The sequence below is a fragment of the Streptomyces endophytica genome, from assembly GCF_026153355.1.
Taxonomy (GTDB): Bacteria; Actinomycetota; Actinomycetes; order Streptomycetales; family Streptomycetaceae; genus Streptomyces; species Streptomyces endophytica.
The window spans coordinates 4,434,438-4,460,493 of the sequence record NZ_CP110636.1; the positions used below are offsets into that span (position 1 = coordinate 4,434,438).

Annotated in this window: 22 protein-coding genes and 4 pseudogenes; 18 read left to right on the plus strand and 8 right to left on the minus strand. The window is 74.0% G+C overall.

Going from position 1 to position 26,056, the window contains the following annotated elements:
- Positions 1–350: 350 nt before the first annotated feature.
- The 15 genes and pseudogenes from OJ254_RS19795 to purM all read left to right on the plus strand — a co-directional run bounded on the left by OJ254_RS19795 (position 351) and on the right by purM (position 14,789).
- Complete coding sequence (locus OJ254_RS19795) at positions 351–1,730, plus strand: flavin-containing monooxygenase (protein ID WP_265363393.1); 1,380 nt, start codon at positions 351–353, stop codon at positions 1,728–1,730.
- Complete coding sequence (locus OJ254_RS19800) at positions 1,727–2,605, plus strand: hypothetical protein (RefSeq protein WP_265363394.1); 879 nt, start codon at positions 1,727–1,729, stop codon at positions 2,603–2,605. Before OJ254_RS19795 ends, OJ254_RS19800 begins: the two co-directional genes overlap by 4 nt.
- Positions 2,602–3,132: a hypothetical protein gene (locus OJ254_RS19805; protein WP_265363395.1), complete on the plus strand. Its 531-nt coding sequence runs from the start codon at positions 2,602–2,604 to the stop codon at positions 3,130–3,132. Before OJ254_RS19800 ends, OJ254_RS19805 begins: the two co-directional genes overlap by 4 nt.
- The gene (purF, locus tag OJ254_RS19810; protein WP_265363396.1) at positions 3,129–4,604 is read left to right on the plus strand and encodes an amidophosphoribosyltransferase; all 1,476 of its coding nucleotides are present in this window, start codon (positions 3,129–3,131) and stop codon (positions 4,602–4,604) included. Before OJ254_RS19805 ends, purF begins: the two co-directional genes overlap by 4 nt.
- 11 nt (positions 4,605–4,615) lie before the next feature.
- Entirely contained in the window at positions 4,616–6,052 is a 1,437-nt protein-coding gene (locus OJ254_RS19815) for an AMP-binding protein (RefSeq protein WP_265363397.1), read from the plus strand.
- Positions 6,046–6,414 carry a hypothetical protein gene (locus OJ254_RS19820; protein ID WP_265363398.1) on the plus strand — a complete coding sequence of 123 codons (369 nt, stop codon included), beginning with the start codon at positions 6,046–6,048 and terminating at the stop codon, positions 6,412–6,414. Before OJ254_RS19815 ends, OJ254_RS19820 begins: the two co-directional genes overlap by 7 nt.
- Positions 6,411–6,686 (plus strand): acyl carrier protein, encoded by a 276-nt coding sequence (locus tag OJ254_RS19825; protein ID WP_265363399.1) that lies wholly within the window; start codon positions 6,411–6,413, stop codon positions 6,684–6,686. The genes OJ254_RS19820 and OJ254_RS19825 overlap by 4 nt, the downstream gene beginning before the upstream one ends.
- Positions 6,687–6,688: 2 nt before the next feature.
- Positions 6,689–7,000 (plus strand): DUF6506 family protein, encoded by a 312-nt coding sequence (locus OJ254_RS19830; protein WP_261952373.1) that lies wholly within the window; start codon positions 6,689–6,691, stop codon positions 6,998–7,000.
- 98 nt (positions 7,001–7,098) lie between these two features.
- The gene (locus OJ254_RS19835) at positions 7,099–8,271 is read left to right on the plus strand and encodes a cytochrome P450 (RefSeq protein ID WP_265363400.1); all 1,173 of its coding nucleotides are present in this window, start codon (positions 7,099–7,101) and stop codon (positions 8,269–8,271) included.
- Positions 8,272–8,286: 15 nt separating this feature from the next.
- Positions 8,287–9,297, plus strand: a complete 1,011-nt coding sequence (locus OJ254_RS19840) for a 3-oxoacyl-ACP synthase III family protein (protein ID WP_265363401.1) — start codon at positions 8,287–8,289, stop codon at positions 9,295–9,297.
- Complete coding sequence (locus OJ254_RS19845) at positions 9,294–10,037, plus strand: glycosyltransferase family 2 protein (RefSeq protein WP_265363402.1); 744 nt, start codon at positions 9,294–9,296, stop codon at positions 10,035–10,037. The genes OJ254_RS19840 and OJ254_RS19845 overlap by 4 nt, the downstream gene beginning before the upstream one ends.
- Positions 10,034–11,224, plus strand: coding sequence for a cytochrome P450 (locus OJ254_RS19850; RefSeq protein ID WP_265363403.1), 1,191 nt, complete (start codon positions 10,034–10,036; stop codon positions 11,222–11,224). The genes OJ254_RS19845 and OJ254_RS19850 overlap by 4 nt, the downstream gene beginning before the upstream one ends.
- Complete coding sequence (locus OJ254_RS19855) at positions 11,221–12,789, plus strand: class I adenylate-forming enzyme family protein (protein ID WP_265363404.1); 1,569 nt, start codon at positions 11,221–11,223, stop codon at positions 12,787–12,789. The genes OJ254_RS19850 and OJ254_RS19855 overlap by 4 nt, the downstream gene beginning before the upstream one ends.
- Positions 12,786–13,672, plus strand: a pseudogene (locus OJ254_RS19860) (NAD-dependent epimerase/dehydratase family protein). Before OJ254_RS19855 ends, OJ254_RS19860 begins: the two are co-directional and overlap by 4 nt.
- A 46-nt stretch (positions 13,673–13,718) precedes the next feature.
- Entirely contained in the window at positions 13,719–14,789 is a 1,071-nt protein-coding gene (gene purM / locus OJ254_RS19865) for a phosphoribosylformylglycinamidine cyclo-ligase (RefSeq protein WP_265363405.1), read from the plus strand.
- On the opposite strand, the pseudogene OJ254_RS19870 reads toward purM, so the two are convergent.
- A pseudogene (locus OJ254_RS19870) lies at positions 14,774–16,059 on the minus strand (exo-beta-N-acetylmuramidase NamZ family protein). The gene purM and the pseudogene OJ254_RS19870 overlap by 16 nt on opposite strands.
- Positions 16,060–16,231: 172 nt before the next feature.
- Here OJ254_RS19870 and OJ254_RS19875 point away from each other — a divergent pair.
- The 3 genes and pseudogenes from OJ254_RS19875 to OJ254_RS19885 all read left to right on the plus strand — a co-directional run bounded on the left by OJ254_RS19875 (position 16,232) and on the right by OJ254_RS19885 (position 19,303).
- Positions 16,232–17,004, plus strand: a pseudogene (locus OJ254_RS19875) (SDR family oxidoreductase).
- A complete protein-coding gene (locus OJ254_RS19880; RefSeq protein WP_265363406.1) occupies positions 17,001–18,665 on the plus strand; it encodes an AMP-binding protein in 1,665 nt (554 codons plus the stop codon). The pseudogene OJ254_RS19875 and the gene OJ254_RS19880 overlap by 4 nt, the downstream one beginning before the upstream one ends.
- 26 nt (positions 18,666–18,691) lie before the next feature.
- A complete protein-coding gene (locus OJ254_RS19885) occupies positions 18,692–19,303 on the plus strand; it encodes a TetR/AcrR family transcriptional regulator (protein ID WP_265363407.1) in 612 nt (203 codons plus the stop codon).
- Between the two features lie 238 nt (positions 19,304–19,541).
- Here OJ254_RS19885 and OJ254_RS19890 read toward each other — a convergent pair whose 3' ends face one another.
- The 7 genes and pseudogenes from OJ254_RS19890 to OJ254_RS19920 form a co-directional block, all read right to left on the minus strand.
- The gene (locus OJ254_RS19890; RefSeq protein WP_265363408.1) at positions 19,542–20,756 is read right to left on the minus strand and encodes an acyl-CoA dehydrogenase family protein; all 1,215 of its coding nucleotides are present in this window, start codon (positions 20,754–20,756) and stop codon (positions 19,542–19,544) included.
- Between the two features lie 5 nt (positions 20,757–20,761).
- Positions 20,762–21,813 (minus strand): annotated as a pseudogene (locus tag OJ254_RS19895) (phosphotransferase family protein).
- A 150-nt stretch (positions 21,814–21,963) separates the two neighbouring features.
- Positions 21,964–22,911 (minus strand): MBL fold metallo-hydrolase, encoded by a 948-nt coding sequence (locus tag OJ254_RS19900; protein WP_265363409.1) that lies wholly within the window; start codon positions 22,909–22,911, stop codon positions 21,964–21,966.
- 159 nt (positions 22,912–23,070) lie between these two features.
- On the minus strand, positions 23,071–23,430 hold the full coding sequence (locus OJ254_RS19905) for a DUF202 domain-containing protein (protein WP_265363410.1): 360 nt from the start codon (positions 23,428–23,430) through the stop codon (positions 23,071–23,073).
- A 3-nt stretch (positions 23,431–23,433) separates the two neighbouring features.
- Positions 23,434–23,844: a YidH family protein gene (locus tag OJ254_RS19910; protein ID WP_265363411.1), complete on the minus strand. Its 411-nt coding sequence runs from the start codon at positions 23,842–23,844 to the stop codon at positions 23,434–23,436.
- Between the two features lie 31 nt (positions 23,845–23,875).
- Positions 23,876–24,406: an NUDIX hydrolase gene (locus OJ254_RS19915; RefSeq protein ID WP_265363412.1), complete on the minus strand. Its 531-nt coding sequence runs from the start codon at positions 24,404–24,406 to the stop codon at positions 23,876–23,878.
- Positions 24,407–24,974: 568 nt separating this feature from the next.
- Positions 24,975–25,868 (minus strand): DMT family transporter, encoded by an 894-nt coding sequence (locus OJ254_RS19920; protein WP_265363413.1) that lies wholly within the window; start codon positions 25,866–25,868, stop codon positions 24,975–24,977.
- Between the last annotated feature and the right edge of the window lie 188 nt (positions 25,869–26,056).

Here is a 26,056-nt window from a genome sequence, read left to right on the forward strand (position 1 = left end):
CCTTCCGGTAAGGGTGTTGACGCAAAAGGGAGTTGCTGGGTTCCACCGGAAGGAAAAAGTGACCTGTTTCACTTTGGAGTCGGCGGATTCGCGCCGGAGTGACGCTGTGCACTCCGGCGCGAAGTCGGTTCGATCCGCTCGGTCCGGGCCCCCGTCCGGTCGGCTCCATTAGGGGGAAGTCGGGGCGGCGAAGTCAAGGTTCGGCAGGAATCCAGCTGGTCGTTTGAAAGTCCTTGAAAGTGGCTGGAGCCGACCCCCCGACTTGATGAAGTCTTGGTCGTACAGCAGCACCCTCACAGGCTTCGGAGGGGGCTGGCTACGCCGCACCATCGATGGGGGAAATCAGTTCCATGCCAGAACCACAAGTGGATCCACGGCCGGTCGCCGTCATCGGAGCGGGCCCTTCCGGGCTGGCCTCTCTCAAGAACCTCAGTGATCTCAACATTCCGTGTGTGGCGTACGAGTCCCACTCCGGCGTGGGCGGTATCTGGGACATCCGTAATCCGCGGAGTTCCGTCTACCAGAACACCCACACCATCACCTCCCGCGAGGTGACGGGTTATGCGGATCTTCCCATGGACCGCGGGTTGCCCGCCTATCCCCGGCACGATCAGGTGCACGGGTATCTGCAGCAGTACGCGGAGCGGTTCAACCTGCTGCCGCTGATCCGGTTCGGCTCCGACGTCACGCAGGTCGAGCGGCTCACGGACGGCTGGCGGGTCACGACCGCGGACGGGCACTCGGCCGAGCACCGTGCGCTGATCATTGCGAACGGCCACAACTGGCACCCCCATATGCCGGCGTTCTCGGGGAAGTTCGACGGGGAGATCCTGCACAGCCGGGACTACACCAGCGCGGCCGCTCTCGCCGGCAAGCGGGTCCTGGTCGTCGGTGCCGGGAATTCCGGCTGTGACATCGCGGTGGAGGCCGCCGGGGTCACCGACCACGTCGCGATCAGCATGCGCCGCGGTTACTACTTCTTCCCGAAATTCATCTTCGGAAACCCCGCGGACCAGGTCTCCGAATCGAGCCAGAACCTGCGGCTGCCGGCCCCGGTGGCGCGTGCGGCGTACCGGACCATGCTGAAGCTGAGCATCGGCACCCCCGATCAGTTCGGACTGCCGAAGCCCGATCACGAGCCGCTGGAATCCCCGCCGATCGTGAACTCCCTGCTGCCGTACTACTGCGCGCACGGCCGGGTGAAGGTGCGCAAGGCACCGGTGCGTTTCGACGGGAAGTTCGTCGAGTTCTCGGACGGTACGTCGGAGGAATTCGACACCATCATCATGGCGACCGGTTTCCGGATCCACATTCCGTTCGTCGGCGAGGAGCACCTCGACTGGAACAAGGGCCGGCCGGACTTCTATCTGCTGGCTTTCTCGCCGCGCTACGACGATCTCTTCATCGCCGGCATGACCGACGGAACGGGCGGCCATTTCCCCACCGTCGAGCTGCAGTCCCGGGTGATCGCGAGCTATCTGGCGGCCCGGGAACGGGACCCGGAGGCGGCCCGCCGGTTCGACGAGCGCAAGCGGAGGCGGGACGTGGACATCACCGGCGGGATCAAGTTCCTCGACTCCCCGCGCAATCTCACCCAGTTCGAGCTCCTCACCTACCTGCGGGTGCTGCGCGACCACCTGTCGCTGCTCGGCGGCCGCGACACCACCTACGCCCAACGGCCCTCCCTGCTGGAGCAGGCGGCCGCGCTCTTCTCGGGAGGCCGCAAGTGAACGCCGTCGGTGCGGCGGTGCTGAGCGAGGTGCAGAAGGAGGTCCTCGACGAGGTGCTCGTCGGGGTGCCGTACAACAGCGCCTCCCAGTTCCACGAGTACTTCGGCACCCGGGCCGCCCCGCCGCGGTTCGGACAGTCCTGCGCCTGGCAGTCGTTCACGGCCGGCCGGCTGGTCGCCGAACGGTCCGGGATCACCGCCGAATACCCCATCGACGGGCGGCACGTGGCGGCCGTCTACCGGCGGGCGGAGGGCCTCGACATCCTCGACCCGTACCTGCTGCACGCCGAGCCGCTGCGGCTCGACCGGGCCGCCGCGACCGACGGCGTCGTGCAGCTGACCGTCGACGCCTACCCGTTCCGGGTCAAGAAGGACGGCAGCCCGGCGCCGAGCCGGGTGCGGGCCACCTGGACGCTCGACGACGACGCGGTCCGCCTGGACTACCTGCGGTACAGCCCGCGGCGCGGGCACAACATCGCCTCGCGGTCCTTCGTGCTGCGCCCCGAGTCGCAACTGGAGACCGTGCCGCCGGCCGCGGACTGGGTGCGTCCGCTGCTGGTCCACCCCGAGCAGCACAGCGTGTCCGTACGGGTGCTGCACCCGGTCACCCGGCAGATGGCGGAGCTGGTGCTGCCGCTCGCCGGGCGGCCCGCCGGGGTCGCCGAGGACAGCCTGCTGATGCTCACCAAGGACAACCAGGGTGCCGTCGCGACCCACGGCGACACCCGCTTCCGGCGCGACCTGGAGGTCGTGGCGGACGCGGTCGGCGCACCACAGGACGACGTGGTCGCCTTCCTGCTCGAAGCGGCCGCGATCCACCGCGCCGCGGCACCGGCCGGGCTGGTCCTGGCCCCGTACTCCCTGGAGGACGAGTGACGGCCCCAGACGCGCGGGACGACCGGCCCGCCCGCTCCTACTTCCTGGCCGGCACCATGCAGGGCGCGCGCACCGGCGCCGACCTCACCGATCAGTCCTACCGGCAGCGGCTGACCGAGGCGCTGCGCGCGCGCCGCCCCGACGCGGTGATCCACGACCCGGGTGTGGTGATGGCCGAATGGCTCGCCTCGCACCCCGCGGACGTCCGCGCCGCACACGCCGCGCTGGCCGAGCGGAAGGTCCTGCACCACGACGAACTCGCCAAGGAACTCCGCGAGTTGACCGACCTGTTCCACCGGCTCACCCGGCTGGCGGCGGACAGCGACGTCTGCGTGGCCTGGCTGCCCGGGCACGAGCCGAGCATGGGCACCGCCGCGGAGATGCTCTCCGCGCACCGTGCCGGCCGCACCGTCGTCGCCATCACGGACATGCGCCAGAACCTCGCGGTGCTGTCCTGCTCGACCGTGATCCTGCCGGACCTGGACGCCTTCACCGACTGGCTCGACGCGGGCGGTGACGCCTTATGAACGGGCACCTGTACGACGCGGACAAGCCCCGCGAGGCCTGTGGCGTCGCGGGCGTCTGGGGGCCGGCCGGCCACCACGCCGCACTGGTACGGGAGATGCTCGTCGCACTGCAGCACCGCGGCCAGGAGAGCGTCGGCATCGCCGTCGGCACCGGCGCCGCCCTGGTCGCCCGGCACGGCGCCGGCACCGTCGCCCAGGGGATGCCCGACCTCGACGGACTGCCGCACGGCCCGGTCGCGGTCGGCCACGTCCGCTACGCCACCCACGGCGCCCGGGACGGGCTGGCCGGCGCCCAGCCGGTCGTCCTGGACCGGCCGCCGCTGGCCCTGGCCCACAACGGCACCCTGGTCGACCCGCACACCGCGCCCGGCGCCGAGGCGATCGACCCCGCCCGGTGGGCCACCGACAGCGAGCTGATGGCCCACCTGCTGCTCGCCCGGCGCGCCGCGGCGGGCGTCGACACCTCGGCCGCCCTGCACGCGGTGCTGCCCGGACTGACCGGCGCCTACGCGCTGGTCCTGTCCGACGGCGCGCAGCTGTACGGCGTGCGCGACCCGCACGGCTTCCGGCCGCTGGCCCTCGGCCGGCGCGGCGACGCCTGGCTGCTGGCCTCCGAGACCGCGGCGATCACCGCCGTCGGCGGCGAGGTGGTCCGCGAGCTGGAGCCCGGCGAGGTGCTGACCATCGGCCCGCACGGCACCGCGAGCAGCCGGGTGCCGGTGCCGGACGCCAAGACCGCGGCCTGCCTCTTCGAGTACGTCTACTTCGCCCGGGCCGACTCGGCCCTCTCCGGGCGCAGCGTCTACCAGGCGCGCTACCGGGCGGGCCAGGCCCTCGCCGACTACGCGCCGGTGACCGGATCGCCGCGCCCGGTGGTCGTCGCCACCCCCGAGACGGCACGGGTCGCGGCCGACGGCTACGCCGAGCGGTCCGGACTCCGCGTCGTCCAGGGCCTGTTGCGTCCCGGGGCGGTCGGCCGCAGCTTCATCGCGGGCGACCCGACGGCCCGGGAGACCACCGTGCGGCGCAAGCTCGCCCCGGTCGCCGCCGCGGTCGCCGGGCAGCGGGTGGTGCTGGTGGACGACTCGCTCGTCCGGGGCACCACCATGCGCACCGTGACCGGGCTGCTGCGCAAGGCCGGGGCCGTGGAGGTGCACCTTCGGGTCGCCTCCCCGCCGTACCGGTGGCCGTGCTTCTACGGCATCGACACCGGACGGCCGGAGGAACTGCTCGCCGCCCAACTGCCGATCACCGAGCTGGCCGAGCAACTGGGCTGCGACAGCGTGGCGTTCCTCTCGCTGGACCGGCTCCTGGAGGCCGCCGGCGGGGACCCCTCCGGCTACTGCACCGCGTGCCTGACCGGCCGCTACCCCACCGCGATTCCCGCCGGTGCGCTCGGCGCCCCGGCCACCCGGCCGCAGCCGGGAACCCGATCCGGCACCGCCCTCGCGTCCCGAGGCACCGTCGAATGAGGAGCACAGCAGTGAACACCCCAACCGAGGCGACCACGACCACGGCGCCGGGCCCCGGCCGGGAGCCCCGCACCCTCGTCGAGGCGCTGCTCGCCCGCGCCGCGGGCCCCGACGCGGACCGGCCGGTGGTCACCGCCCTCGACGCGTCCGGGGACACCCTTGAGACCCTGAACCCGGTCGAACTCGACCTGTGTGCTCGTCAGCTGGCGGCCGCGCTGCGCGAGATCGGCACCGCCGGGGACCGCGTCATCGTGCCCGCGCTGCCCGGACTCGACTTCCACATCGGCTTCCTGGGCTGCCTGTACGCCGGCATGATCGCCGTGCCGGTGCCCGCGTTCCGCACCGCCGCCCGGGGCGGCACCACCACCCGCGCCGAGCGGCTGTCGGCGATCTGCGGCGACTGCGACCCGTGCGCCGTCCTCGTCTCCACCCAGGAGGACGCCGACGAGGCCGACGCCGAACTGCTGCCCGGCGTGCGGTGGATCGCCGTCCGCCGGCCGGACCGCCCGCAGCCCGACGGCGCCGCGCTGCCCGACCCGCTCGCGCTCGACCCGGCGGCCACGGCGCTGCTCCAGTACACCTCCGGCTCCACCGGCGACCCGCGCGGCGTCGTCGTCCGGCACGGCAACCTCGTCGCGAACCAGATCGCGATGCGCGACGCCTGCGAGGTGGAACCCACCACCACCATCGTCAGCTGGCTGCCGTTCTTCCACGACATGGGCCTGTGCACCGCGGTGGTGCTGCCCCTGGTGTCCGGCGCGTCCACCGTCACCATGGAACCGGCCACCTTCGTCCGCGACCCGCGGGTGTGGCTGCGCGCCATCGCCGCCGAGGACGACGTCTTCACCGCCGCGCCCGACTTCGCGTACGACATGTGCGTCAACCGGGTGCCCGCGGAGGAACGCGCCGCCATCGACCTGTCCACCTGGCGGGTCGCGGTCAACGGCTCCGAGCCCGTACGGGCCGCCACCCAGCGGCGGTTCGCCGAGGCGTTCCGGCTCAGCCTCTTCCGCGAGGAGGTCTTCTCGCCCGGCTTCGGGCTCGCCGAGTGCACCCTCCTGGTGAGCGTGAGCCCGTCGCTGGAACCGGTGGTCGCGGCGTACTACGACCGGGACGCGCTGGCCGAGGGCAAGGCCGAGCCGACCGCCGACACCGCCGCGGGCGTCGAACTCGTCGGCTGCGGACCGGTGGCGGGCGGCATCCACGTCGCCGTGGTCGACCCCGCGACCCGCCAGGCGCTCGCCGACCGCGTGGTCGGCGAGATCTGGGTCGACTCGCCCGGCAACTGCGGGGGCTACTGGGGCCGCGAGCAGGAGTCCGCGGACGTCTTCGCGGCCCGCCTGGCCGGCACCGAGGACGGCACCGGCCCTCCTACGTACGGACCGGGGACCTCGGATTCGTCGACGACGGCCAGCTGTTCATCACCGGCCGCATCAAGGACGTGCTGATCATCGGCGGGGAGAACTACTTCCCGCAGGACGCCGAGGCCGTCGCGGTCGCCGCCCACCCCGCCTTCGCCCAGCAGCGGGCCGCCGCCTGGCCGCTGCACGAGGACGACCGGGGCGTGGCCGTGGTCGTGGAGACCACCGTGCGCGACCCGGAGGTGCTCGCCACCGCCGTCCGCGCGGCCGGTATCGCGGTGGCCAAGGTGCTGCCGACCGCGGTCAGCGTCTACGCCGTACCGCGCAACAAGGTGCCCCGCACCACCAGCGGGAAGATCCGCCGGCGCGCCTGCGCCGAGCAGATGAGGTCGGGCCAGCTGCCGCCGCTGGCCGAGTGGTCCAGCGTACGGAAGGACGGTGCGGCATGAGCGTCACCCAGGAGATCACCCCGGAGCTGGTCGTCGAGCGGCTGCGCCACGTACTGGCCGAGATGCTGGAGATGGCGCCCGCCGACCTCGAAGCGGACGTCCCGCTCAGCGCCTTCGGCATCGACTCCATGACGAGTTCCGTGCTCCTCGGCGACCTGGAGAAGTGGTGCGGCGCCGAGCTGCGTGCGGAGGCGTCGCTGGGCGGACTGAGCCTGACCGAAACGGCCGACCTGGTCGTGGCGGAGCTGCGACAGCCGCGGAAGGAGCGCTGAGCATGGCCCTGGACGCCTTCGGGTTCCTGTTCACCGGACGCGGGCTGGACCCCGACCGCGACCGCTCCGTCATCGAACGGGACGGCTTCCGCGCCGTCCTCGTCGGCATGGCGGACCCGGCCCGGGCACCCGAGGTCGCCGCCCGGCTCGTCGACGAGGGCATCCAGCTCATCGAACTGTGCGGCGGCTTCGGCCCCGTGTGGACGGCCCGGGTCATCGAGGCCACCAAGTCCCGTGTCCCGGTCGGCTCGGTCGGCTACGGCCCCGAGTCGATCGACGGCATGGCAGCGCTCTTTCCTCCCCAGGCAGGCTGATCCCGCAGCCTGCGCCCCGCCGGGCCCCCTCCCTCCCCCGTACGGGAGGGAGCCCGGCGGGCCCCGGCCGTTCCCCCGACACCACGAGAGGGACCACCATGAACCGCGCCGGACTCCACGAGCTGCGCGTCCTGGCCGCCAGCCGCCCCGCCCTCCCGCTGCTGCTGCACGCCGGCCGGCTGGCCCGGCCCCTGACCTACGTGCCGAAGCTGGGCTGGCTGACCGCCGACGCGGCGACCGCCCGGTCCGTGCTCGTCGACCAGAAGCACTTCACCGTCCTCGACCGCGGCGGCATCGGCCGGCTGTGGGCCCAGCTCCTGGGCGGGTGGGTCGAGGACCTCTTCGACGGCGAGGGCCACCGGGCGCTGCGCGCCGGCACCCGCGAGCTGTTCGGCGAGACCGCGGCCCGCGAGCTGGTCGACCGCACCATCGGGGCCCGGCTCGTCGAGGCCCGCGTCCAGCTCGCCGCGGGCCGGCCCCTGGACGTCGCGGCCCTCGGCCGGGCCGTCGTCGGCCGGATCGTGACCGAGCTGCTCCGGGTCCCGGTCACCGGCACCGACGACGCCGCCTACGAACGGGTCTTCGCCACCGCCCGCGAACTGGCCGCGCTGTCCGTGGAAGCGGCCGGCGGCGGCGAGTTGACCGAGGCGACCGTGGCCCGCGGCCGCGGCATCGTGGCGCGGCTCACCGGGCACGTCGAGGGCCTGTGGGCCACCGAGCCCGCCGACCACCTCATCGGCCGCTGCCGCGAGGTCGGCCTGAACGCCCGGCAGACCGCCGGCATGGCCGCGCTGGTGGGCGTGGCCGCCACCGAGACCGCCGCCAGCGCCATCACCCGGACCGTCGCGCTGCTGCACGACACCGGCGAGCAGCACGCCCTGCTGGCGTCCCCGCAGCGGGTCCCGGAGGCGGTCCGCGAGGGACTGCGGGTGACCGCGCCGGCGCCGGTCATCGGCCGGACCGTGCGCAGCCAGGTGCGGCTGGCCGGGCGCACCCTGCGGGCCGGCGACCGGATCACGCTGCTCAACTACACCGCCAACAGCCTCACCGGCGGCTTCCGGCTCGGCCGGCCCGCCGAACCCGCCAACCGCCAGCTGTGGTTCGGCGCCGGCCGCCACCACTGCCTCGGCTCCGCCATCGCCCAGGCCGAGATCGGCCGGACCCTGGAGACCCTGACCGCGGTGGGACGGCCCTGGCGGATCACCGAGCGCCGCTACAGCCGCCGCGTGGTCATCCCCTCGTACGACCGGCTGACCGTGACCCTCGTCTGACGGGAGACCAGCACCATGCCCCAGATCCACGCGCGGCTGGCCGGTGTGGCCGTCCACCTGCCCGAGACCCTGCGCACCACGACGGACACCGAGCAGCGGGTGGCCGCCGCCGGCACCGGATTCCGCCCGCCGCCCGGCCTCGTGCACCGGCTGACCGGCGTCGAGCGGCTGCACGTCATGCCCGACGACTGGCAGGCGTCCGACCTGGCGGCCGCCGCGGCCCGCAAGCTCCTCGCCGACACCGGCACCGACGCCGGCACCATCGACCTGCTGCTCTTCGCCGCCGCCAGCCAGGACATGATCGAGCCGGCCACCTCGCACATGGTCGCCGACCGCCTCGGCCTGCGCTGCCCCGTCTTCGACGTCAAAAATGCCTGCAACAGCGTGCTCAACGCGCTGGAGACCGCCCATGCGCTGATCGCCCAGGGCTCCTACCGCCGGATCCTGATCGCCTGCGGCGAATCACCGTCCCGCGCCGTCCGCTGGGCGGTGCCGGACCTGCGCAGCTACCTCGCGGCGATCCCCGGCTACACCCTCTCCGACGCCGGCGCCGCACTGCTCGTCGAGGCGTCCGCGGAACCCGGCATCCTCGGCTGCGGCTTCACCGCCGACTCCGCCTCCTGGAACGTCGGCACGCTCGCCTCGGGCGGCTCGGCCCACCCCCGCGGCGACGAGCACACCTACTTCCGGCTCGACGGCGTGGGACTGCGCCGCGCCTTCGAACGGCTCGGCCCGCAGATCCTCGACGACACCCTGGACCGGCTCGGCGTCCGCTGGCAGGACATGGCGGCCATCTGCGTCCACCAGGTCTCCAAGCCCTATCTGGACCAGCTCGCCGAACGGTTCGGGCTGCCCCCCGACAAGATCCCGCTCACCGTCACCGAACACGGCAACGCGGCGTCGGCCAGCCTGCCGCTGCAGCTCGTCCGCGCCCGGGAGAGCGGCCGGGCCGGCGTCGGCGACCTGGTGGCGCTGATCGGGCTCGCCGGCGGCATCAGCATGGGAGTGAGCGTGATCCGGCTGTGAGGCTCTGGGTGGTGGTACCGGCCTACAACGAGGCCTCCGGCATCACCGCGACGCTGCGGGCGCTCGCGGCCCAGACCGACCGGGACTTCTCCCTCGTGATCGTCGACAACGACTCCACGGACGGCACCCCGGACGTCGTACGGTGCTTCGGCTTCCCCGGCGACCTGCACCTGGTGCACGAGACCCGCAAGGGCACCGGCGCGGCCGCCGACACCGGGATGCGCCACGCCATCGCGCACGGCGCCACGCACCTGGCCCGCACCGACGCCGACTGCCTGCCCGCCCCCGACTGGACCGCCCGCGTCCGGGCCGGCTTCGACGCCGGACTGGAACTCATCGCCGGCCGGCTGCGGCCCCGCACCGACGAGGCACCGCTGCCCCCGCTGCGGCGCGCCGCCCTGGTCTCCGCGACCGAGGTGGCCGCGCTCTTCGGCCGGTTCCGGCCCGGCAACCGCGGCCCGGAGTACCTCGGCCCGTACGTGATGGCGCCCGGCTGCAACATGGCGATCACCGCGGAGCTGTACGAACGCGCCGGCGGGTTCCCGCGCACCGCCATCGAGGAGGTCCACGAGGACCGCGCCCTGGTCAACGCGGTCCGCCGGCTGACCACCGCGTACGGCACGCGGCGCGACGTGAAGGTGGCCGGCTCGGCCCGCCGGGTGCGGGCCTGGGGCCTGCGCCGCACCCTCGGCTGGTACGCGGACCACCGTTACCGGCCCGAGGTGGTGGACATCCGGTGACGACGACCACCACCACGGCGGCGCCCGCCACCTGGGAGCACTGGGAACACCGGGTGCAGACCGCCGCCCACCCCGTCGCCTACCGGCTGCTGCGCGCGATTGCCGCCCGCGGCCCGGTGGTCCGGGTGCCGCGGGTCGGCGTCGTGGTCAGCGACGCCGCGCTGGCCCGCGAAGTCCTCTGCGACACCGGCCACTTCACCAAGACCGGGCCCGGCTCACCGTCCGACCTGTGGACGCCGGTGCTCGGCCCGTCGGTGCTGCTCAACATGGAGGGCCCCGACCACGCGGCGCTCCGCCGCCGGCTGTCCGGGCTCTTCACCCCCGGCTACGTCACGGCCCTGTGCACCCGGGTGCTGGCGCAGCCGCTCGACGCGCTGACCCGCCGGCTGCGCGCCGGCGAACAGGTCGATCTGGTCCGGGTCGCGCAGATCTGCGCGGGCGCCGCGATCTGCGCCATCGTCGGGATGCCCGCGGAGCCCGGCCGGTTCGGCGGGGCGCACGCCGAGGCGTCCGAGGTGACGAAGTCGGTACGGCTGTGGCGGTCCGGTATGACGGGCCGCCAGGTGGCGCGGGCCCGCGAGGTGCTGGGCCGGCTGACCGCCTCCGCGGTGACGGCCTACCGGCAGGGCGGCGACGAGACCCTGCCGGGTCGGCTGCGGGAACTGGGCCTGACGGAGCAGGAGGCCCGCGGGGCCGTCGGCGCTTTCCTGCTCACCGGCACCGAGACCCTGGTCTCGTTCATCCCGCGGCTGATCGCGCTCTGCCACGACACCGGCCGCCTCGACCGGCTCGCGGACCCCGCCGCCGACCCCGACCCGGTGATCGAGGAGGCCCTGCGGATCACCGTGCCGTCCCCCGTGATGCTGCGCAGCGTCGCCCGCGCCGCACGGATCGGCGGCGTCCCGGTGGCGCCCGGCGACCGGGTCGTGGTGGCCACGCTGCTGTGCGCGCAGGCCCACGGGCCGTTCGACCCCGAGCGGCCGCACCCGCCGGAACTGCGCCGGCTGTGGTTCGGCGCCGGCCCGCACTTCTGCCTCGGCATGCCGCTGGCCATGGCGCAGATCCGCGCGGTGCTGGCCGCCGCGCTCGCCGCCGGGCCGGTCGCCGTCACCGCCCGCCGCCCGGCCCGGCACGTCCTGATACCGGGCTACGCCCGGCTGAACCTCGAACTCAGGAGCGCCAGTTGACCGGCACCCGGCCCGCGGCGGACGACCCGATCGATCTGCTCACCGCCTTCTTCGACACCGCCGAGCGGCGCGCCGACGCGCCCGCCCTCACCGGCCCGGACGGCCGCACCCTCGGCTACCGCGACCTGGCCCGCGCCGTCCTGACCACGGCGAACGGGCTGCGCGCGGCCGGGATGGCGGCGGGGGAGCGGATGCTGTTCTCCGTACGGCCGGGACCGGACGGCGTGGTGCTCGCCCTGGGCGTGATCGCCGCGGGCGGCACCGTCGTCTTCGCCGACCCCGGCGCCGGGCCCGAACTGTTCACCGCCCGCCGCGAACTCGCCCGGCCGCGCTGGGCCGCCGCCGAGTCCCTGCTGTACGCGGTGGCCCGCTACGGCCGCCCACTGGCCCGGCGCCGCGGCCTGCTGCTGCCGCACTACCACCGGCTCGGCCTGCGGCACGTCCACACCGGCCGACGGCTGCCCGGCGTCCCCGCCGGGGCGCTGTCCGCCCGCCGGCTCGCCGCCGGCCCCGCCCCGGCCGACCGCCCCGGACCGGCGCCCGGACAGGAGGCGCTGGTCGTCTTCACCTCCGGCACCACGCAGGCACCCCGGGCCGTGGTCCACACCCGCGGCTCGCTCGGCGCCGGGCTGGTCGGCTGCGGCTCCGCCCTGTGCATGGGCGACGGCGACGTACTGCACACCGACCAGTTGATGATGGGCATCCCGGCCCTGGTCGCCGGGGCGCACTGGACCATGCCGCCGTACGGCTTCGCGCCCGCCGCCGACCCCGGCCGGTTCACCCGCGGACTGGCCGGCGCCACCCACGCGTTCTGCGTACCCGCCGACCTGCCCGCGGTGCTCGACGCCGTCGAACGGGGCGAGGCGGCACTGCCCGCCTCGCTGCGGCACCTCGTCCTCGGCGGCGCGCCGGTCCTGCCCGGCCTGCTGCGCCGGGCCACCCAGGTCCTGCCGCGGGTCCGCTTCCTCGCCGTGTACGGCATGACCGAGATCGTGCCGGTCGCGGTCGCCACCGGCCGCGCGAAACTCGCCCACCACGGCCCCGGCGACCTGCTCGGCACCCCCCTGCCGGGGGTCCGGGTGCGTACCGCCCCGGACGGCGAACTGCTGGTGTCCGGGCCCAACCTGTGCCGCGGCTACCTCGGCGAGCCGCCGATGACCGAACACGCCACCGGTGACCTCGCCCGGCTGGAGAACGGCGCACTGATCCTGCTCGGCCGGAAGAAGGACATGCTCATCCGCGGCCGCACCAACATCTACCCCGGGCTCTACGAACCGGCCGTCGCGGCCCTGCCCGGCGTCGCCGACGCGGTCATCGTCGGCGTCCCGGACGCCTACGGCGACGAGCGCGTCGTCCTGGCCGTCGTGCCCGAACGGCCGGCTGCCGACCGGGAGTCGCTCGCCGACGCCGTGCGCTCCCGGCTGCCCGCCCTCATCGACGCGGCCGCGCTGCCGGACGAGGTGGTGGTCCTGGACCGCGTCCCGGTCACCGGCCGCACCCGCAAGCCGGACCGCGCCGCGCTGCGCGACCTGCTGGGCGACCGGACGGCGGGGGCGGCGCGATGAGGATCGCGGTGACCGGCGCCCGCGGCTTCGTGGGCGGCGCGGTCTGCCGGGCGGCGACCGCCGCGGGCTGGACCGTGCACGCCCTCACCCGCGCCGACTGGGACCTGTGCACCGGGACCTGGGCGGACGCCCCCGAGGTCGACGCGGTGGTGCACGCGGCCGCCGCCGTCCGCGACTGGGGCGCGCCCGGGCCCGTCTGGCACGCCAACCTCACCGGCACCCGGAACGTGGCCGCGTCCTTTCCCGGCGCCCGGCTGGTGCACATCTCGACGGCCAGCGTGTACGACCCGTTCCGGCCGACCGTCCTCGGCCACGAGACCGAGGCCCCGGTCCGCCGCTACCTCACCCGTACGCCGCCTCCAAGGCCGCCGCCGAACTGGCCCTGCGCGGCCGCCCGGACACCGTCGTGCTGCGCCCGCACGCCGTCTACGGGCCGGGCGACCGGACGCTGCTGCCCCGGGTGCTCGGCGCGGTCCGCGGCGGCGCCCTGTGGCTGCCGGGCGACGGCACCGCCCTGCAGTCGCTCACCCACATCGACCAGCTGACCGCGGCCGCGCTGCTGGCCTGCGACCCGGCCACCCGGCCCGGCACCTACAACATCGCCGACGCGGCCCCGGTCCCCATCGGCGAGGCGCTGCGGGCCCTGCTCGCCGCCCGCGGCCTGACGGTACGGCTGCGCACCGTACCGGCCGCCGTGGCGTCCGCGGCCGCGGCGGCCGCCGAGACGGCCTGGCGGCTGGCGGAACGGCCCCGGCCGCCGCGGCTCACCCGCTATGCGCTCAGCCACCTCGCCGTGGAACGCACCCTGGCGCTCGGCGCCGCCCGCCGCGGCCTCGGCTTCCGCCCCGGACCGACCTCCTTCCACGGTGCGGCGTCATGGTGACGCCGCGCCCCACCATCTGCCCCAACCCCCCGAAAGGCGGCCGCCCGTGAGCCCCCGCACCGGAGCCAGCTATGCGTCCGCGGGCGTCGACATCGACGCCGGCGACCGCGCCGTCGAGCTGATGAAGGAGTGGGTGAGGAAGACCGCCCGCCCCGAGGTCGTCGGCGGCCTCGGCGGGTTCGCCGGCCTCTTCGACGCCTCGGCGCTGAAGGGTTACGCCCGCCCGCTGCTGGCCTCGGCCACCGACGGCGTCGGCACCAAGGTCGACATCGCCCGCGCCCTGGGCGTCCACCACACCATCGGCCACGACCTCGTCGCGATGGTCATGGACGACATCGTCGTCTGCGGCGCCGAACCGCTCTTCATGACCGACTACCTCTGCGTCGGCAAGGTCCACCCCGAGCGGGTCGCCGCGATCGTCAAGGGCATCGCCGAGGGCTGCGTGCTGGCCGGCTGCGCGCTGATCGGCGGCGAGACCGCCGAACACCCGGGCCTGCTCGGCGCGGACGAGTTCGACCTCGCCGGCGCCGGCACGGGCGTCGTCGAGGCGGACCGGCTGCTGGGCGCGGAGCGCATCCGCGCCGGCGACGCGGTGATCGCGATGGCCTCGTCGGGCCTGCACGCCAACGGGTACTCCCTGGTGCGCCACGTCCTCCTCGACCGGGCCGGAATGCGCCTGGACCAGCACCTCGCCGAACTGGGCCGCACCCTGGGCGAGGAACTGCTGGAGCCCACCAGGATCTACGCCGCCGCCTGCCTGGCCCTGACCCGCGCGACCGAGGTACACGCCTTCGCGCACATCACCGGCGGTGGACTGGCGGGCAACCTCGCCCGGGTCATCCCGGACGGGCTGCACGCCACCGTCGACCGCGCGACCTGGACACCGGGCCCGGTCTTCGGCCTGGTCGGCACGGCCGGCGCGGTCGAGCGCCGGGAACTGGAGCGGACCCTGAACATGGGCGTCGGCATGATCGCCGTCGTCCCGCCGGAGTCCGTCACCACGACCCTCGCCACGCTCGCCGACCGCGGGCTGGACGCCTGGGTCGGCGGCGAGATCGTCGCGCGCGGCGACCGCACCGCCGGCGCGGAACTCGTCGGCGACTACGCCGGCGGATAGCGGAGGTAACGGGCACGCACCGCACGGAACTTCGCCAGGCCGGCCTGCCAGGCGGCGACGATCTCGTCCGGGCCCGCGCCCGCGTCGATCATCGTGCGCACGGCCGCCGAACCGGTCAGCCGGTCGATGCCGTGGTCCGGCCGCCAGGCGAAGCCGCCCCAGACCCGTTTCGCGGTGACCAGCAGGCCGATGCCGGTGCGCACCGGGTCGAAGGCGGCCCGGTCGTGCACGTGCAGCTGCACCCCGCCGATGGTCTTGCCCTGGAACTTCGAGAAGGTGGGCGCGAAGTACGCCTCCCTGAAGTGCACGCCGGGCAGGCCGAGTTCGGTGGCGGCCGCCGCCCAGCGCCGGTCGATGCCGTCGGCGCCGAGGAGTTCGAAGGGGCGGGTGGTGCCGCGCCCCTCGGAGAGGTTGGTGCCCTCGAAGAGGCAGGTGCCCGCGTAGACCAGCGCGGTGTCCGGGGTGGGCATGTTGGGGCTCGGGGGACCCAGGGCAGGCCCGTCGCGTCGTAGAAGTCGCCGCGGTGCCAGCCGCTCATCCGCACGGTCGCCAGCTCCACCGGCCGGCCGGCCACCTCCGGGACGAACTCGCCGTTGAAGAGCAGGGCCAGTTCGGCCGCCGTCAGGCCGTGCGCCTGCGCGATCGGCTCGCGGCCGACGAACGAGGCGTACGCCTTGTCCAGCACCGGGCCGGAGGCGAAGCGGCCGGTGACCGGGTTGGGCCGGTCCAGCACCACGAAGCGCTTGCCCGCGAGGACGGCCGCCACCATGCAATCGTAGAGCGTCCAGATGTAGGTGTAGAAGCGGGCGCCGACGTCCTGGATGTCGAAGACGACGGTGTCGACACCGGAGGCGGTGAAGATGTCCGCGAGTTCCCGGCCGCTCTTGCCGTACGTGTCGTAGACCGGCAGCCCGGTGGCCGGATCGTCGTAGCGGCCCTCGGACCCGCCGGCCTGCGCGGTGCCCCGGAAGCCGTGCTCGGGCCCGAAGACCGCGGTCAGCCGCACTCGTGGGTCGGCGTGCAGCACGTCCACGATGTGCCGCAGCTCGGTCGTGACACCGGTGGGGTTGGTGATGACGCCGACCTTCTCGCCCGCCAGGAGGCGGTAGCCTTCCGCGGCCAGCCGCGCGAAACCGGTCCGCACCCGCCGTCCGCCCCGGCCCGGGCCGGACGCCGCCGCCCGCGCCGGCGCCGCGGCCGCGGTCAGGGCCGTACCGGCCGCGCCGGTCGCCGCCAGATGTCCCAGCAGAACGCGCCTCGACAGAGCCATCCGCACACCTCCGTGATCGGGAAAGCCAACCGGTACGTGCGGTGCGCACGCTAACGCGCCGGGCGCCGTCCGGGAACGGGACGGGCCGACCGGAAACCGACTCTTCCGCTCCCACATACCGACTGGTTAGTCTGCCTGTCAGTCGATCCGCGCGACCGAGGGAGACACCGCAGTGGAAGCCGTACGGGACAAGGCCGTCGTCGTGACCGGGGCGGGCGGGGGATCGGCGCGGCCCTGGCCCGCCGGTTCGCCGCCGAGGGCGCCCGGGTCGTGGTCAACGACCTGGACGAGGCCAAGGCCAAGCAGACCGCCGCGGAGATCGGGGCGGTCGCGGTCGCCGGGGACGCGTCCGGCATCGTCCCGGCCGCCCGCGAGGCGCTCGGCGGCACCATCGACGTCTTCTGCGCCAACGCCGGCGTCGGCACCGGCGGCGGCCCGGACGCGCCCGAGGACGACTGGGCGCTGGCCTGGGACGTCAACGTCATGGCGCACGTCCGGGCGGCCCGCGAGCTGGTACCGGAGTGGCTGGCGCGCGGCAGCGGCCGCTTCGTCTCCACCGTCTCCGCCGCCGGCCTGCTCACCATGGTCGCCGCCGCCCCGTACAGCGTCACCAAGCACGGCGCGTACGCCTTCGCCGAATGGCTCTCGCTCACCTACCGGCACCGCGGGATCGACGTGCACGCCATCTGTCCGCAGGGCGTCCGCACCGACATGCTGGCCGCCACCGGAGCGGCCGGGGACCTGGTGCTCACGCCCACCGCCGTCGAGCCCGACGCCGTCGCCGACGCGCTGTTCGACGCCATCGAGCAGGGCCGGTTCCTGGTCCTGCCGCACCCGGAGGTCGCCGACTACTACACCGCCCGGGCCACCGACCCCGACCGCTGGCTGACCGCGATGAACCACCTCCAGCAGAAGCTGGAGCAGCGCGAAGGGGGCACCCGGTGACCTCGTACCACGCCAAGCCCTGGCTGGCCCTGCTCACCGACGCCCAGCGCGCCCCGATCCAGCCGCCGCCCTCCGTCCTGCACGCCTTCCGCGCCGCCGCGCAGAAGGCCCCCGACCGCACCGCGCTCGCCTACTTCGACGGCCGGCTGTCCTACGCCGAGACCGACGCGCTCTCCGACGGCATCGCCACCCACCTCGCCGACCACGGCTTCCGGCCCGGCGACCGGGCCGCGATCATGCTGCAGAACACCCCGCAGTTCGTCCTCGCCCTGCTGGGGGTCTGGAAGGCCGGCGGGGTCGTGGTGCCGGTCAACCCCATGTACAAGTCCGCCGAGCTGCGGCACGTCCTGGACGACGCCGAGGTCACCGCCGTGATCTGCGCCGACCGCACCTGGGACGGCTTCCTGCGCACCACCGCCGCCGCCGCGCCCTCCGTACGCCTGGCGCTGACCACCTCCGAGCGGGAACTGCAGACCCGCGACGACGCCCGGGTGCTGCGCGGGGAGCCGCTCGGGCCGCAGGAGGGCGCCGACGACCTGCTGACCGTCGCCCGCGCCGGCACCGGGCGGGCCGCCGCACCGCCGGCCGGTCCCGGGCCGGCCGCCGACGACCTCGCGCTGATCAGCTACACCTCCGGCACCAGCGGCACGCCCAAGGGCGCCACCAACACCCACGGCAACCTCACCTACAACGCCGAACGCCAGCGCACCGGCCACGGACTGCCCGAAGGCACCACGTACTTCGCGCTCGCCCCGCTGTTCCACATCACCGGCATGGTCTGCGAACTCGCCACCTGCTTCGCCAACGCCGGCACCCTCGTGCTCGCCTACCGCTTCGAGGCCGGGGTCGTCCTGGACGCCTTCCTGGAACACCGCCCCGCCTACACGGTCGGCCCCTCCACCGCCTACATGGCGCTGATGGCCCACCCGGACGTCACCCGCGACCACTTCGCGTCCTTCGCGATCATGTCGTCCGGCGGCGCGCCGCTGCCGCCCGCCCTGGTCGAGCAGTTCCGCACCGCCTTCGGCCCGTACCTCCACAACGGCTACGGCCTGACCGAGTGCACCGCGCCGTGCGCCAGCGTGCCGCCTGGCCGGGAGGCGCCGGTGGACAAGGCCTCCGGGACGCTCGCGGTCGGCGTGCCCGGCCCGGACACCGTGGTGCGGATCATCGACGACCACGGCGCGGACCTGCCGTTCGGCGAACCGGGCGAGATCGCGGTCCGCGGGCCCCAGGTCGTCCCCGGCTACTGGCGCCGCCCGGACGCCACCGCCGAGGCCCTTCCGGACGGCGAGCTGCGCACCGGCGACATCGGCTTCATGGACACCGACGGCTGGCTCTACGTCGTCGACCGCAAGAAGGACATGATCAACGCCTCCGGCTTCAAGGTGTGGCCGCGCGAGGTCGAGGACGTCCTCTACGGCCACCCGGCGGTGCGCGAGGCGGCGGTGGTCGGGGTACCCGACGCCTACCGCGGCGAGTCGGTCAAGGCCTACGTGAGCCTGCGTCCGGGGTCCGACGTGTCGCCCGCCGAGCTGGCCGCGTACTGCAAGGAACGGCTCGCGGCGTACAAATATCCCCGTGAGGTGGAGATCCTGACCGAGCTCCCCAAGACCACGAGTGGCAAGATCCTCCGACGGGAGCTGCGCCACCGCGCATGACGTACGACGAAGGACAGGTGAGGGCGATGGCCGGCACGAAGGACGGCACCGGCAACGGCAACGGCAGCACGAAGCCGGTGGCGCGGCGGCTGCTGGCCACCGCCACCAGGCTCTTCGCGGAACAGGGCTACGACCGCACCTCCGTCCAGGAGATCGTGGACGCGGCGGGCGTCACCAAGGGCGCCCTCTACCACTACTTCGGCTCCAAGGACGACCTGCTGCACGAGGTCTACGGCCGGGTGCTCCGGCTCCAGCAGGAGCGGCTGGACCACTTCGCCGGCGCCGACGCCCCGGTCGAGCAGCGGCTGCGGGACGCCGCCGCCGACGTCGTCGTCACCACCATCGACAACCTCGACGACACCAAGATCTTCTTCCGGTCGATGCACCACCTCAGCCCGGAGAAGGACAAGCAGGTGCGCGCCGAACGCCGGCGCTACCACGAACGGTTCCGCGCCCTGATCGAGGAGGGCCAGCGCTCCGGCGTGTTCGCCGCCGACATCCCCGCCGACCTCGTCGTCGACTACCACTTCGGCTCCGTCCACCACCTCGGCACCTGGTACCGCGAGAACGGCCCCCTCACCCCGCAACAGGTCGCCGACCACTTGGCCGACCTCCTGCTGCGGGCGCTGCGGCCGTAGGACGGGACGGGGCCGGGGAATACCCCTCCCCACCCTCCCGTTGTGGCCCCGCAGGGGGCGCTGCCATCCCCTACGGGATGCGTTCGACGCCCCCTTACTGGGACCGCCTCCACGAGCCCGGGCCTCCACCAGCCCGGCCTCCACCAGGCCAGGCACCCACCGAGCCGGGGCCGCCCCCCACCGGTGCGGCCCCGGCTCGTGTCCTCGTGTCCTCAGGTCCTCGGGTGTCGGCTCGCGTCTACAGGTACCGCTTCAACTCGCGCCGGGCCAGGGACCGTTGGTGGACCTCGTCCGGGCCGTCGGCCAGGCGCAGGGTGCGGGCCGCGGCCCACAGTTCGGCGAGCGGGAAGTCCTGGCTCACGCCGCCCGCGCCGTGCAGCTGGACGGCCTGGTCGAGGATGTCGACGACCGTGCGCGGCGTGGCGATCTTGATGGCCTGGATCTCGGTGTGGGCACCCTTGTTGCCGACGGTGTCCATCAGCCACGCGGTCTTCAGCACCAGCAGCCGCAGCTGCTCCACCGCCACCCGGGCGTCGGCGATCCACCCCTGGACCACGCCCTGCTGGGCCAGCGGCTTGCCGAACGCGGTACGGCTCACCGCCCGTTGGCACATCAGCTCGATGGCCCGCTCGGCCATGCCGATCAGCCGCATGCAGTGGTGGATCCGGCCGGGGCCGAGCCGGGCCTGGGCGATGCCGAAGCCGCCGCCCTCCTCGCCGATCAGATTGCCCGCCGGCACCCGTACGTCGTGGAACACCACCTCGGCGTGCCCGCCGTGGTAGTGGTCCTCGTACCCGTAGACCTGCATGGCGCGCTTCACCTCCAGCCCGGGGGTGTCGCGCGGCACCAGCACCATCGACTGCTGGCGGCGCAGGTCCGCGCCGTCCGGGTCGGTCTTGCCCATCACGATGAAGATCTGGCACAGCGGGTTCATCGCGCCGGAGATGTACCACTTGCGGCCGTTGATGACGTAGTCGTCACCGTCCCGCTCGATGTGCGTGGTGATGTTCGTGGCGTCCGACGAGGCCACGTCCGGCTCGGTCATCGCGAACGCCGACCGGATCTCGCCGGCCAGCAGCGGCTCCAGCCACTGCTTCTTCTGCGCCTCGTTGCCGAACTGCGCCAGCACCTCCATGTTGCCGGTGTCCGGCGCCGCGCAGTTCAGCGCCGTCGGCGCCAGTTGCGGGCTGCGGCCGGTGATCTCGGCCAGCGGCGCGTACTGGAGGTTGGTCAGCCCGGCGCCGTACTCCTCGTCGGGGAGGAACAGGTTCCACAGCCCCTGCCGGCGGGCCTCCGCCTTCAGCTCCTCCACGACCGCCGGGGTGTCCCACGGCGAGGCGAGGCCGGCCCGCTGCTCGTGGGCGGTCCGCTCGGCAGGGAGGACGTGCTCGTCCATGAAGGCCAGCAGCCGCGCGCGCAGCTCCTCGGTCCGGGCGTCGAATGCGAAGTCCATGGGGCTCAGCCTTCCTTGAGGGTGGTCAGTCCGCGGTCGATGAAGACGGGCACGAGCTCGCCGATCCGGTCGAAACCGGCGCCGACGGTCTGGCCGAGCGTGAAGCGGTAGTGGATGCCTTCGAGGATCACCGCGAGCTTGAACCAGGCGAACGCGGTGTACCAGGCGATGGCCGAGGTGTCCCGGCCGGAGCGGGCCGCGTAACGCTCGATCAGCTCGGCGGGGGAGGGGTGGCCCGGGCGCCGCTGGTCGTGCTCACCGGGGACTCGGGCAGGCCCAGGTCCGAGCTGTACATCGCCAGAAGGCCGAGGTCGGTCAGCGGGTCGCCGAGCGTGGACATCTCCCAGTCCAGCACGGCCTTGATGGTGTCGTCGGCGCCGACCAGGACGTTGTCCAGCCGGTAGTCGCCGTGCACGACGGCCGGCGCGGGGGACGCGGGCAGCGCCCGGCCGAGCGCCTCGTGCAGCTCGTCGATCCCGGCCAGTTCACGGTTCTTCGAGGCGGCCAGCTGCTTGCCCCAGCGCCGCAGCTGGCGCTCCAGGAAGCCGTCCGGACGGCCGAAGTCGCCCAGCCCCACCGCCTCCGGGTCCACGGCGTGCAGCTCCACCAGCGTGTCCACGAGGGACAGCACCACGGCGCGGGTGCGCTCCGGGCCGAGCGGCGCCAGCTGGGCGGCGGTGCGGTACGGCGTGCCCTCGACCAGCTCCATCACGTAGAACGGGGCGCCGATCACCGCCTCGTCCTCGCACAGCAGCAGCGTCTCGGGCACCGGCACCGGCGTCGGGTGCAGTGCGCTGATCACCCGGTGCTCGCGCCGCATGTCGTGCGCGGTGGCCAGGACGTGGCCGAGCGGCGGCCGGCGGACGACCCACCGGGCGGCGCCGTCGGTGACCCGGTAGGTGAGGTTGGACCGCCCGCCCTCGATCAGCTCCGCCCGCAGCGGGCCGCCGGCCAGCCCGGGCCGCTCCCGGTCCAGATGCGCGCGCAACCGCGCCAGGTCGAGGCCCGGGGGATCCTCCCGGTCCGGGGCCGTGGGGGGAGGGGTGCCCTTGCTCATCGTGCTCCTCCGTGGGGAGTGGACGGTCCGACGCTCGATCGGTCGTGCCCCGATCATGCCGACTAGTCGGTATGGCGTCCAGTGGCGGTACGTGGGGCGTCCGTCACGCACCGCCGCACGGGAGGATTCCGGTCACCCGCAGCCGCAGCCTCAGGCGTGACAGGCCACCGGCACCCCGCCGTTCATCACCGTCATGTCGCCGAACCCGACCAGCGGATCGAGCGGGGCACCCGGCGCCCCGCCCGCCAGCTCGTCGTACGCCCGGTGCAGATTGGCCACCAGCCGCTCCGACTCCGCCAGCTCCGCGAACCGGCCGAGCTCCGCCCGCTGCGCCACCTGCAGCGGCGTACGGCCGGCCGCCCGTCCCTCCTCCGCGAGCTCGCCGACGAACCGCAGATAGCGCTCGATTTCGTCGTACACCTCGGGGCCGGCGACCGGGCCGTGCCCGGGGACGACGGTGACCGCGTCCAGCGAGCGCAACAGCTCGACCGCCTTGAGCGAGCCGGTGAGCGAGCCCATGAAGAGGAACGGGGTGCCGCCGTGGAAGACCAGGTCCCCGGTGAAGACGATGCGCTGCCGGGGCAGCCAGACCACGGTGTCCCCGGGCGTGTGCGCCACCCCCGGATGGATCAGCCGCACCTCGGTGTCGCCGAGGCGGAGGGTGAGCTCGTCGGTGTAGGTCACGGTCGGCGGGGTGAGCCGGATGTCGCCGTACTCCACCTCCGGCCAGACGGCGTGCAGTTGGTGCCCGGCGGCCAGCAGCTCCCGGCGGCAGGCGGTGTGCCCGATGACGGTCGCCCCGGGCGTGAAGACGCCGTTGCCGTAGGTGTGGTCGCCGTGGTGGTGGGTGTTGACCACGAATCGGGGCGCCGGGGCGCCGCTCTCCGCGATCCGCCGGCCCAGCAGCCGGGCCCGGCGCTCGGTGGCGGCGGTGTCCACGAGGAGGGTGGTCCCGCCGTCGGTGAGGAACCCGGCGTTGTTCAGGCACCAGCCCCCGTCGGGCTGGATGAAGGCATGCACCCCGCCCGCGAGTTCGGTCAGATACGGCTCCGCCGGCACGTGCCGCCCGGTCCTGGTCCGCTCCGCCGCTTCCGTCATGGGTGAGCCTCCTGCTCCGATGCCCCGTCAGTGTCCACCCGCCTACGGGAAGTTCGGCCGCGCTCCGCCGCCGCGGGACCGGGCCACGGTACCCCCGCCACCGCTCCGGACGGGAAACCGCCGCCCGCCCCCTGGATCACCCCAGGCTTCAGGACAGACTCACCCCTGGAGCAGGATCACCGCACCGCACAGCGCCAGCGCGAGGGTGCAGCCGATCAGCAGCAGCGCGGTCCGCGGCGGCAGCCCCGGCGCGCGGCCGCTCGCCATGGCCCGCATCCTGCGGTGCGCGAGGACGACGAAGCCGAGCCACACCAGGCCGGTCAGCACCGCCTCGGCCGCGACCGCCGCCCCGTGCTCGGCGTTCCGCAACAGCTGCCGGCCGGCCAGCAGCGCCACCACGGTGGCGGACAGCGTGGTGCGCCGCCAGGCCAGCCGGGTCCGCTCCGGCTGCAGCCCCGGATCCCGGTCCGACGCCGGCCGGGGCCCCGCACCGCCCGGCACCGGGCGCTCCCTCCCCATCGCCTAGTTCGTCCGGCCCAGCAGCACCAGTACGACCACCGCCGCCGCGAACAGCCCGACGGCCAGCGCCAGCGCACTGGGGAAGCGGGAAATCGGCAGGTCCTCGCCGCGCCGCATGGCCCGCTCGCAGCGCACCCAGTGGTTGACCGCCCGCAACGCGCACAGTCCGCCGCCCACCAGCAGCACGACGGTGAAGCTCACCCGCAGCGTGCCGTGCAGCCGGGGCAGGAACTGGTCCACCGCGAACCCGCCGCCGATCAGCGCCAGCCCGGTCCGCAACCAGGCCAGAAACGTCCGCTCATTGGCCAGCGAGAACCGGTAGTCGGGGGTCGTGCCCTCCTCACGGAGGCGCGCGGGCGCGAACCAGAGCCGCACCGCCTCGCCGGCCGCCCGCAGCCCACCGCCGCGGCTCATCGCCGGAACCCGCCCGCCCGGCCCGCCCGCATCAGCATTCCCCCCGCTCCCGCCGGGCGAGCAGCTGCCGGTACGCGGCCACCCCGTCCGGCGTCCACGGCCACTCGTCCAGCCGCGCGATCAGCTCCTCCTCGGTCAGGAACGCGTACCAGTCGATCTCCGCCTCCTGCGGGACCACCGGCAGCGTGCAGCGCACCTGGTACACCGCCGACCACCAGGTGTGCTCGGCCGTCTCGTAGAGGAACTTGAACAGCGGCTCCGGCTGCGGCAGCCCCCGCACGCCCAGCTCCTCCTCCGCCTCGCGCAGCGCCGCCCGGTCGTAGCTCTCACCGGCGCCGACCACCCCGCCCACGAACATGTCGTAGTGCGCGGGGAAGACCAGCTTGTTCGGCGTACGGCGGTGCACGAAGATCCGTTCCTCGGCGTCCCGCACCAGCACGAAGGAGCAGCGGGTCCGCATCCGGCGCGCATAGCTCTCGCCGCGCGGGGCCTGCCCCACGACCTGATCGTTCTCGTCGACGACATCGAGGACTTCATTGACGTTGAGCGGTTCCTCAGCCATGGGGGCATTCTCCCCACGTACCTGGCTGTCCCGCCGTCGGGGTTGCTCGCCGTTGCGCGCTTGGCGGCGCCTCCCACGTACCCGTCTCTCCCGCCGTCGGGCTTGTTCGCCGTTGCGCCTGGCGGCGGGCGTGGTGTTGTCGGGTGCGGTGCCGGCCCTCCAGACTTCGTCCTCCGGTCCAGCCCCTCCCGTGGTGGGGAGTTTCTCAGCTGGTCGGGGGCGGGCGTAATCCGTTGCCCGCGCGTACGTGGGCATTACGTGCACCCCCACCGTCCTTCACTTTCCCCCTCACGGGAGGGGACGGGCCGGAGGGGCCGGTTGTGTGGACGTAAAGCGTCAGCAGTCCACACAACCGGCCCCGGAGGCCCGTCACCGCACCCACCACAACCCAGCCCGCCGCAGGCGCAACGGCGAACAACACCTGCGGCGGGACGGCCGACAACGTGCGGGGCGCCGCAAAGCGCGCAACGGCGAACAACAACCGCGGCGGGACGGCGAGGTACGTACGGGGCGCCGCAAAGCGCAACGGCGAGAAGCCCCGCGGCGGAACAGACGGGTACGTGGGCAGTCAATGCGGCAGCATTTCGCGGACGTCCTCCGGGCGCCCCGCGCCCGGTGGCATCGCCGGGTGGGTGCCGATCAGGACGATGCCCGCGACCACGGCCGCGATTCCGGCGACCTCCCAGGCCAGGGCGCCGGCGGTGACCCGTAGCTGGTCGCCGAGGAAACCGACTCCGCACAGGATCCCGGCCAGCGGCTGGGCGGCGGTCAGCGCGGGCAGGGAGAGCCGCAGCGGCGCGGACTCGAAGGCGCTCTGCACCATCACCAGCGCCAGCACACCGAGGACCACGATCGCGTACGGCTGCCAGCTGGTGAGCAGGGCCGACCAGCCGCCCTGGCCGAAGTGCTCGCCGCTGATCCGGGTCAGCGCGTCCTGCAGGCCGTATATCAAGCCGGCCGCCACGCCCAGCAGCGCGGCCTCCAGGCTGACGTGCACCCGCTCCCGTTTGGCGACCGCCGCCAGTGTCAGGGCGATGCCCAGCACGAGGCCCATGATCACCCATTGCCACAGGTGATCGGTGCTGCGCTGACCGCCCCGTGGCCGGCCGGCCACGATGAACGCGGTGACGCCGCCGGCCAGCAGCCACAGTCCGGCCCAGCCGGTGCGGCCCAGACGCTGTTTGGTCAGCCGCCGCGACAGTGCCATCGCGAAGAGCAGATTGGTCGCCAGCAAGGGCTCCACCAGAGTGATGTCGCCCATGCCCAGCGCCACCGCGCCGAGCGCCATGCCCACCACCATCAGGCCGATGCCGGCGACCCACAGGGGCATCCGCACGAGGTCGAGCAGCAGGCGGAGGGAGAGGTAGTCCTTCATGGGGGCGTGCTGTGCGGCGGCCTGCTGGAGTACGAAGCCGAGTCCCAGACAGCAGGCCGCTCCAAGGGCGAGCAGTATCACCGTCACGTCGCACCTCTATCGCGCGGGGCGGGGATGCGCCTGAGGATAGCCATCCGGCGGCGGGTGAGGGGGTGGCCCTGGTCACCCTCCATTCTCCCGCGCGCCCTCCTCTACTGCGCGGTAACGGACGGTTGACGCGGCAGTCGGGTGCACTGAGGATCGATTCCACCCGGGTGGTCCGGGGCGGCCGGGAC